General features: G+C 71.7%; 6 protein-coding genes. 4 read left to right on the top strand and 2 right to left on the bottom strand.

The features are described from left to right. Positions 1–134 precede the first annotated feature (134 nt). On the top strand, positions 135–893 hold the full coding sequence (locus tag ACJ73U_RS06510; protein ID WP_407776613.1) for an enoyl-CoA hydratase/isomerase family protein: 759 nt from the start codon (positions 135–137) through the stop codon (positions 891–893). Positions 894–922: 29 nt separating this feature from the next. Here ACJ73U_RS06510 and ACJ73U_RS06505 read toward each other — a convergent pair whose 3' ends face one another. Together ACJ73U_RS06505 and ACJ73U_RS06500 are read right to left on the bottom strand one after the other, a co-directional pair. After that, a complete protein-coding gene (locus ACJ73U_RS06505; RefSeq protein ID WP_407776612.1) occupies positions 923–1,699 on the bottom strand; it encodes an IclR family transcriptional regulator in 777 nt (258 codons plus the stop codon). Between the two features lie 21 nt (positions 1,700–1,720). Further along, positions 1,721–3,082 (bottom strand): SLC13 family permease, encoded by a 1,362-nt coding sequence (locus ACJ73U_RS06500; RefSeq protein ID WP_407776611.1) that lies wholly within the window; start codon positions 3,080–3,082, stop codon positions 1,721–1,723. Positions 3,083–3,183: 101 nt separating this feature from the next. On the opposite strand from ACJ73U_RS06500, the gene ACJ73U_RS06495 reads away from it, so the two are divergent. The 3 genes from ACJ73U_RS06495 to ACJ73U_RS06485 are packed head-to-tail and all read left to right on the top strand — an operon-like array spanning position 3,184 to position 8,332. Then, positions 3,184–4,350 carry a pyridoxal-phosphate-dependent aminotransferase family protein gene (locus ACJ73U_RS06495; RefSeq protein WP_407776610.1) on the top strand — a complete coding sequence of 389 codons (1,167 nt, stop codon included), beginning with the start codon at positions 3,184–3,186 and terminating at the stop codon, positions 4,348–4,350. Continuing rightward, positions 4,347–7,178, top strand: a complete 2,832-nt coding sequence (locus ACJ73U_RS06490) for an FAD-binding and (Fe-S)-binding domain-containing protein (protein WP_407776609.1) — start codon at positions 4,347–4,349, stop codon at positions 7,176–7,178. Before ACJ73U_RS06495 ends, ACJ73U_RS06490 begins: the two co-directional genes overlap by 4 nt. Continuing rightward, a complete protein-coding gene (locus ACJ73U_RS06485; protein ID WP_407776608.1) occupies positions 7,175–8,332 on the top strand; it encodes a serine hydrolase domain-containing protein in 1,158 nt (385 codons plus the stop codon). Before ACJ73U_RS06490 ends, ACJ73U_RS06485 begins: the two co-directional genes overlap by 4 nt. The last annotated feature ends 113 nt before the right edge of the window (positions 8,333–8,445 follow it).

The following is an 8,445-nucleotide window of genomic DNA, read 5'->3' as shown; positions in this document are numbered from 1 at the left end:
GTCAAGCTCAGCGAGACCGCGGGCACCATCCGCCGGGCCCCGCCGGGACTGGGCGAACACACCGACGAGATCCTCCGCGCGGCCGGTTACGCGGACGCCGACATCGCGGCCCTACGAGCGGACGGGGCAGTCGGGTGAGCGTTCACACCGAGGTCGACGGCGCGGTCGCCACGGCCGTCATCGACCGCCCCGAGGCCCGCAACGCCATGACGATGGCCATGTACGACGCGCTCGCCGAGTTCTGCGAGCAGGTGGACGCCAACCCGTCGGTGCGGGTCGCGGTGATCAGGGGCGCCGGCGGCAAGGCGTTCGTCGCCGGCACGGACATCAACCACTTCCGGGGCTTCTCCGCGGCCGACGGCGTCGAGTACGAGCGACACATCGAGTCGGTACTCGCCCGCCTCGAACAGGTCGCGGTGCCGACGATCGCGGCCGTCGAGGGCTACGCCACCGGTGGCGGCCTGTCCATCGCAGCGGCCTGTGACCTGCGGATCTGCACACCGGCCGCCCGTTTCGGCCTCCCGATCGCACGAACACTGGGCAACTGCGTGTCCATGCCCACCTACGCACGCCTCACCCACCTGATCGGCGCCGCCCGCACACTGCACCTGATCTACACGGCGGCTTTCGTCGACGGCGCGGAGGCCGTCCGCATCGGCCTGGCCAGCGAACTGGCCGAGGACGTGGACACCCGGCTGGCGGAGCTGTGCGTCCAACTCGCCGCCCACGCGCCACTCACCATGCAGGCCAGCAAGATCGCCCTCCGCCGCCTCCGCACCCACCTCCTGCCCCCCGACGAGGACCTGATCCGCCGCTGCTACGGAAGCGAGGACTTCCACGAGGGCGTGACGGCGTTCCTGGAGAAGCGCCCACCCCACTGGCAGGGCCGATGACCGCACCACCCCGACCCGCGGACCGGCGGTCAGTGGTCGGGGGGCGGTGGCCGGCGGTAGCCCAGCATGGTGCTGACCCGCTGGGCAGCCGCCACGACCAGGGCGCCGTACCGGCCGCGCAGTTCGGCCGGCATCCGGCTGCCCGGAGCGGAGACCGACAGGCTCGCCCGGGTGTCGCCCTCGTGGTCGAAGATCGGGGACGCGACCGCCGCGATGTCCGTGCGCCACTCGCCCACGTTGGTGGCGTAGCCGCGTTCGCGTACTCGCGACAGCTCGGCCAGGAACTCGTCCCAGTCCACGATGGTCCGGTCCGTGTGGCGGTCGAGGCGGTCGCCCACGATGGCGCGGACCTCGTCGACCGGGCGGTGCGCGAGCATGGCCTTGCCGTTGGACGAGCCGTGCAGTGGAACCGCGCTGCCCAGGGTGATCACGGCGCGGATCGGGTGCTCGGTCTCGACCTTCTCGATCAGCACCGCGTGGTCGCCCTCGAGCACCATCAGGTGCGCGGTCTCGCCGGTCTCCGCGCGCAGCTCCCGCATGATCGGCAGCGCCGCGTCCCGCACACCGAGGTCCGGCAGCGCGCGCTGTCCGATGTGGAGCGCCCGTGTCGTGAGCACCCAGCTCGTCGTCTCCGCGCCGGACGGGCAGATCCAGCCCGCCGTCCACAGTGTCCGGAGCGCCCGCTGAACGGTGGTCTTCGGCATCCGCAGCCGCCGCGCCAGCTCGCCGACGCCGGCCGGCTGTGTGAACGCGACCTCCTCCAGCACCCGGAACGTCCCGAGCACGGCACGCATCCCCTCACTCATGCCGGCAGCCCATGCGCACGTTCACAGCCAGCCCGGTGCCACGAAGACGGCCCAGGACAGCACCGGCGCGACGATGATCATCGACAGGCCCCAGGCCATCAGCCCGCGGAACACCCGGTCCCGCACCTCCGTGCCGCTGCTCGCGACCACCAGCGCGCCGCTGGTGGAGAACGGCGAGGAGTCGACGACCGAGGACGAGATGGCCAGCGCGATGATCAGCCCGACCGCGCCGACCGCGCCGCCGAGCAGGAACGGCACCGCGAGCGGAATGAGCGCGCCCAGGATGCCCGTGGTGGACGCGAAGGCCGACACCGCGGCGCCGATCAGGCAGATCACGAACGCCGCGAGCAGCGGCACGCCGATGTTCGCCACGCTGTCGCCGAGCATGTCGATCGTGCCGATCGTCTTCATGACGTTCACATAGGTCACCACGCCGCAGATGAGCAGCACGGTCGGCCAGGCCACCTCCGCGACGTTCCCCTTGCAGTCCTTGGGGAACAGGACGCAGATCACGGTCGCGACGGACAGCGCGAGCAGGCCGACGTCGATGTCGAACCCCAGCGCGCCCACGACGAGCGCGAGCAGGCCGGCCAGCGTGACGACCCGTTGCGCGTTGAGGGGCACGACCTCCCGGGACACCTCGGTCACGGGCTCGGTCCGCGTGGCGAGCGCGCCCGCCGGTTCGGTGGCGACCGAGCCCGACGAGCCGGTCCCGCCGGTCGGCTCGTCGGGCTCGGCTTCCCCCGTGGCGTCCTGCCCGGCCGGGTCGACCCGCCGCCGCACCAGGTCTCGCCCGCCGAACAGGACGAAGACCACCACGGAGAGCGCCGCGTTGAACAGGAACGAGCTGGCCCACAGCAGGCCGGGGTCGCTCGCCAGGTGTTCGTGGTCCACGACGCCGTTGGTGATCACGCCGAACACGCCGATGGGCGAGAACCCACCCGCGCTCGCGCCGTTGATGATCAGCAGCCCCATCAGCAGCGGGTTGATCCGGTAGCGGGCGGCGAAGCTCAGCCCGATGGGCGCCATGATGGCGACCGCGCCGGGCACGACCGCGCCCACCGACGTGAGCACGGCGGTGACCACGAACATCACCCACGGGACGAACGCGATCCGGCCGCCGACGGCCCGCACACCCAGGTGCACCAACCAGTCCACCGTGCCGTTGCCCTTGGCGATGGCGAACAGCAGCGTCACCCCGACCAGGACGATGAAGAGGTCACCGGGAAAGCCACCGAAAATGTCGTCGTCGCTCACGTCGAACACGAGACTGCCGAGCAGGAACACACCGAGGAAAGCGATCGCGCCCATGTTGACCGAACGCAGGGTGGCGAGCAGAACAATGAGGACGAGCCCAACAACCGAGATTATCTGCATTGTCATGAGGACTCCCGAGACCACATTGGCTCGTGCCGGACTGGGGTCACTATGACGTGACTCACAGGTAACAGTCAATAGGTTCCCGCAACCGACAGGAGTTGGCGATGCCATACCCGGCCGGACGACATTTCCTGCAGATTCCCGGCCCGACAAATGTGCCGGACCGGGTGCTGCGCGCGATTTCCGCACCGACGATCGACCACCGCGGACCCGAATTCGCCGAGCTCGCCCGTGCCGTTCTCGCCGGGCTGAAACCCGTTTTCGGCACGAGTGGCCCGGTGGTCGCCTACCCGTCGTCGGGCACCGGGGCGTGGGAGGCCGCACTGGTCAACACGATGAGCCCGGGCGACCGCGTCCTGGCGTTCGAGACCGGGCACTTCGCGACGCTGTGGCGGAACCTGGCCGGCAACCTCGGCCTGGACGTGGACTTCGTGCCCGGCGACTGGCGCCACGGCGTCGATCCCGCCGCGGTGGCCGAGAAGCTGGCCGCGGACACCGGCCACGCGACCAGGGCCGTCTGCGTCGTGCACAACGAGACGTCGACCGGGGTCACCAGCCGGGTTCCCGAGATCCGCCAGGCGATCGACGAGGCGGGCCACCCCGCGCTGCTGCTCGTCGACACCGTCTCGTCACTCGGCTCGGTCGACTACCGGCACGACGAGTGGGGGGTGGACGTCACGGTCTCCTGTTCCCAGAAGGGTTTGCTCCTCCCACCCGGCCTCGGGTTCAACGCGGTGAGCGAGAAGGCGTTACACGCGGCCGAAAGCGCGCGGTTTCCCCGCGCCTACTGGGACTGGCGCCCGATCATCGAGGCCAACCGACGCGGCTTCTTCCCCTACACGCCGCCGACGAACCTGCTCTACGGGCTCCGCGAGAGCCTCGCGCTCCTCGACGAGGAGGGCCTGCCGAACGTCTTCGCCCGCCACCGCAGGCACGGGGAGGCGACGCGGGCCGCCGTGCGGGCGTGGGGGCTCGAGGTGCTGTGCCTCGACGAACGCGGGCACTCCCCCGTGCTGACCGCGGTCCTCGTGCCGGCCGAACACGACGCCGACAAGATCCGCGCGCTCATCCTCGACCGCTTCGACATGTCGCTCGGCACCGGACTCGGCCGCCTCGCCGGACGGGTGTTCCGCATCGGGCACCTCGGCCACCTCAACGACGTCTCACTGGCCGGCACGCTCGCCGGTGTCCAGATGGGACTGGCACTCGCGGGAGTCCCGGTGGACCCGGGCGGTGTCAACGCCGCGCTGCGCGTGCTGGAGGCGGCGTGAACCTGGAAGGGCGACTGGGGCGGGACCTCGCGGGCGAGGTGGCGTTCGACGACTACACCCGGCAGCTGTTCGCGCGGGACGCGAGCATGTACTCGATCACCCCGCTCGGCGTCGTGTTCCCCCGGGACACCGACGACGTCGCCGCCGCGGTGAGCGCCGCCCGCGAGCACGGCGTACCGGTCGTGCCGCGGGGTGCGGGCACGAGCCTCGCCGGGCAGACCGTCGGCGCCGGCGTCGTCCTGGACCTGTCCCGGCACCTGAACCGGATCCTCGCGCTGGATCCCGAGGCACGCACCGCGCTCGTCGAGCCGGGCGTGGTCCAGGACCAGCTCAACCGGGCCGCCGCCGAGCACGGCCTGATGTTCGGACCCGACACCTCCACCAGCGACCGCGCCACGATCGGCGGGATGATCGGCAACAACTCGGCCGGCAGCGGCTCGTTGCGGTACGGCATGACCATCGACCACGTCCGCGAGCTGGACGTGGTGCTCTCCGACGCCTCCACCGCCCACTTCGCGCCGGGTGTGGACATGTCCTCGGTGGACACCCTGGCCGGTCGGCTCCACCGCGAGCTGCCCGGGCTGGTCGAGGACAACCGGGACGCCATCGCGAACGGGTTCCCCGAGTTCTGGCGGCGTGCGGGCGGCTACCGGCTCGACCGCCTCGCACGGGACTTCGACCTCGCGACGTTCGTCGTGGGTTCGGAAGGCACGCTGGCGCTCACCACCAACGCGCTCGTCGACCTGGTGCCCAGGCCGAGGAAGACCGTCATCGCCGTCGGGCACTTCACGTCCACGCAGGCGGCGATCGCGGCGACCGAGGACGCCCTCGCCTGCGACCCGGCCGCGGTCGAGCTGATGGACCGGACGATCCTGGACCTGTCCCGGCGCAGGCACGAGTACGCCGCGCTCGGCACGATCCTGACCGGCGACCCGGACGCGCTGCTGTTCGTGAGCTTCTCGGGCGACGACGAACGGGAGCTGACCGGCCGGTTGAGCACGCTCACCGCGCGGTGGCGCAAGCACAACCACGGCTACCACACGCTCGAGGCCGTCACCCCGGCGCAGCAGGGCGCGCTGTTGAAGGTGCGCAAGGCCGGTCTCGGCCTGCTGATGGCGGCGAGCGTCGGGCCGCGCAGACCGCTCGCGTTCGTCGAGGACACGGCCGTCGACCCGAGGCACCTGCCCGAGTACACGGCCAGGTTCGCGAAGATCCTCGACCGGCACGGCCTGCGGGCCGGCTTCTACGGCCACTGCTCGGTCGGCTGCCTGCACGTCCGCCCGTTCGTCGACCTGACCGACCCCGGCGGGGTCGCGACCATGCGGGCCGTCGCCGAGGAGGTCAAGGACCTGGTCCGCGAGTACGGCGGCGTCAACTCCAGCGAGCACGGCGACGGCCTGGCCCGCAGCGAGTTCAACCGCGAGCTGTTCGGCGACGAGCTGTACGAGGCCATGCGCCGGGTGAAGGCCCTGTTCGACCCGACCGGCGTGCTCAACCCCGGCAAGATCGTGGACTCGCCGGCGATGACCGAGCACCTGCGGGACCCGGCGCTGCCACCCGCGCCGCCGATGCCGACCCGGCTGGCGTTCGAGGTGGTCGGCGGCATGCGGGGCGCGGCGGACCGGTGCATGAACATCGGCCTGTGCCGCAAGACCGACGCGGGTGTGATGTGCCCGTCCTACATGGCCACGAGGTCCGAGGAGGACTCGACCCGCGGCCGCGCCAACGCGCTCGTGCACGCGCTCTCCCAGCCGGACCCGAAGGCCGCGCTGGGCGACGACCGGCTGCACGAGGTGCTCGACCTGTGCCTGATGTGCAAGGCGTGCAAGAGCGAGTGCCCGCTGGGCGTGGACATGGCGAAGCTCAAGAGCGAGGCACTGCACCACCGGCACGAGAGTCACGGCGTCCCCCTGCGGTCGCGACTCTTCGCCGGCATCCGCCGGCTGAACAGGCTGGGCTCCGCGACGGCCCCGCTGTCCAACCACGCCGGCGGCGCACGGCGTCTCCTCGGCCTCGCACCGCGACGACCGCTGCCGCGCTTCCACCGCCGCAACCTGGTGCGCTGGTTCCGCACCCACCGCGCCGGCGAACCCCGGAGAGGCACGGTCACCTTCCTGGCGGACTCCTTCACCACCTACACCGAGCCGACCGTCGGCCGGGCGGCGATCGAGCTGCTGGAAACCGCCGGCTACCGGGTGCGGCTCGCGGCGGACGGCTGCTGCGGCCGGTCCAGCCTGTCCAAGGGCCTGCTGGACGACGCCCGCCGGCAGGCCACCGGCATGCTCGACCAGCTCGCGGGGGACACCACGCCGATCGTCGGCTGCGAGCCGTCCTGCGTCCTGGCACTGCGCGACGAGACGGTGTCCCTGCTGCCGGACGACCCGAGGGCACGCGAGGTCGCCGGCCGGGTGCGGCAGGTGGAGGAGCTGGTCACCGAGGCCGTCGACGCCGGCGACCTGGAACTCGGCGACTCGTTCACGGGCCGCCGGATCCTCTACCACGGCCACTGCCACCAGAAGGCCGACGTGGGCACGGCCGCGACGCTCGCGATGCTGTCCCGCATCCCCGGGGTGCGCGTGCACGAGGTGGACGCGGGCTGCTGCGGCATGGCCGGCTCGTTCGGCTTCGAGGCCGAGCACTACGACGTCTCGATGGCCATCGGCGAGGACCGCCTGTTCCCGGCCATCCGCGCCGAGCCACCCGACACGGTCATCGCCGCGACCGGCGTCTCCTGCCGGCAGCAGATCGCGCACGGCACCGGCCGCCACGCCCACCACCCGGTGGAACTGGTGCTGGCAGCCGCGCGAGGAGCGACAATGGCGAGATGAGGGTTCGGGGGACGCCACCGACCGTCGCGGTGCCGGTGACCGCGCTGGTGTCGGTGCTGGCGGTGCTGTCGGTGCTGGTCGCGGCGTGCGCACCGGCGCCCTCGGCCGGGCGCCGGCTCCCGGACCCGGTCGTCGAGTCCCTCGTCGACTACATCGACCAGGCCGTGGGCGACCAGCGGTTCCGCGGCAGCGTCGAGGTACGCGACGGCGCGAAGGTGTTGCTGCGCCGCGGCTTCGGCCGGGCCAACCCGGCGACCGGGGTGCGCAACGGCCCGAACACGCGGTTCCGGATCGCCTCCGTCAGCAAGCAGTTCACCGCGCTCGCCGTGCTCGTGCTGCAGGAGCAGGGCAGGCTCGCGGTCACCGACGCGGTGTGCGCGTACCTGCCGAACTGCCCGCCCCAGTGGGCGCCGATCACCATCGACCAGCTGTTGACGCACACGGCGGGCATCCACGACTACGGGACCGCCCTCGGCGACCCCGCCGCCGCCGACCGGTTCTTCGCGTCGATCGGCACCCGGCAGCCCTCGCCAGAACAGCTGACCCAGCTCTTCGCCGGACTGCCGCTGGACTTCCCGCCCGGCACGAGGTGGGCCTACAGCAACTCCGGCTACGTCCTGCTCGGCATGCTGGTCGAGCGGGTCTCCGGCAAGAGCTACGGCACCTTCCTGCACGACGAGATCCTCGACCCGCTCGGCATGTCCGACACCGGTTACCAGGCCGGCCTGCCCACCGGCGACGACGCGGTCGGCTACACGGACTGGACCACGCCGGCGCCGCAGTTCGACGACTCGGTCTACTTCTCGGCCGGCGGTCTCCACTCGACCGTCCGGGATCTCGGCCGCTGGCAACAGTTCCTGCTGAACGGCGACCCGACCGTGGTCCGCGACGACACGCTCGCCGACCTGCAACGCCCCCGGGTCGCCGCGGCCCCGAACATCTGGTACGGCTACGGCGTCGAGTCACGCGGCCAGTCGATGTCGGCGATCGAGAGCTACGGGCACTCCGGGCAGATCCCCGGCTTCAACTCCTACGAGGAGATCCGCCCGGCCTCCGGCGTCACGGTCACGGTCCTCGCCAACATGAACCTCACCGTCCAGAAGGTCGACGACCTCGGCCGGCACCTCGCCGACATGGTGCCGGGACAACGCTGAGGAACGTTCCGGTCCGGTGCGCACCGGTCCGGCCAGTACCCTGTGGCCGTGACGCTGCTCGCGGGGCGGTACCGCCTCGAAGGCCTGCTCGGCAGGGGTGGCATGGGCGAGGT

This window comes from Actinophytocola sp. (assembly GCF_045807065.1).
Taxonomy (GTDB): Bacteria; Actinomycetota; Actinomycetes; order Mycobacteriales; family Pseudonocardiaceae; genus Actinophytocola.
This window is presented reverse-complemented; position numbering and strand designations above follow the sequence as displayed.

Coding starts and splice junctions, on each gene's coding strand:
- ACJ73U_RS06505 (WP_407776612.1), bottom strand. CDS start 1,699: ATGAGTGAGGGGATGCGTGCCGTGCTCGGGACGTTCCGGGTGCTGGAG.
- ACJ73U_RS06500 (WP_407776611.1), bottom strand. CDS start 3,082: ATGACAATGCAGATAATCTCGGTTGTTGGGCTCGTCCTCATTGTTCTG.
- ACJ73U_RS06495 (WP_407776610.1), top strand. CDS start 3,184: ATGCCATACCCGGCCGGACGACATTTCCTGCAGATTCCCGGCCCGACA.
- ACJ73U_RS06485 (WP_407776608.1), top strand. CDS start 7,175: ATGAGGGTTCGGGGGACGCCACCGACCGTCGCGGTGCCGGTGACCGCG.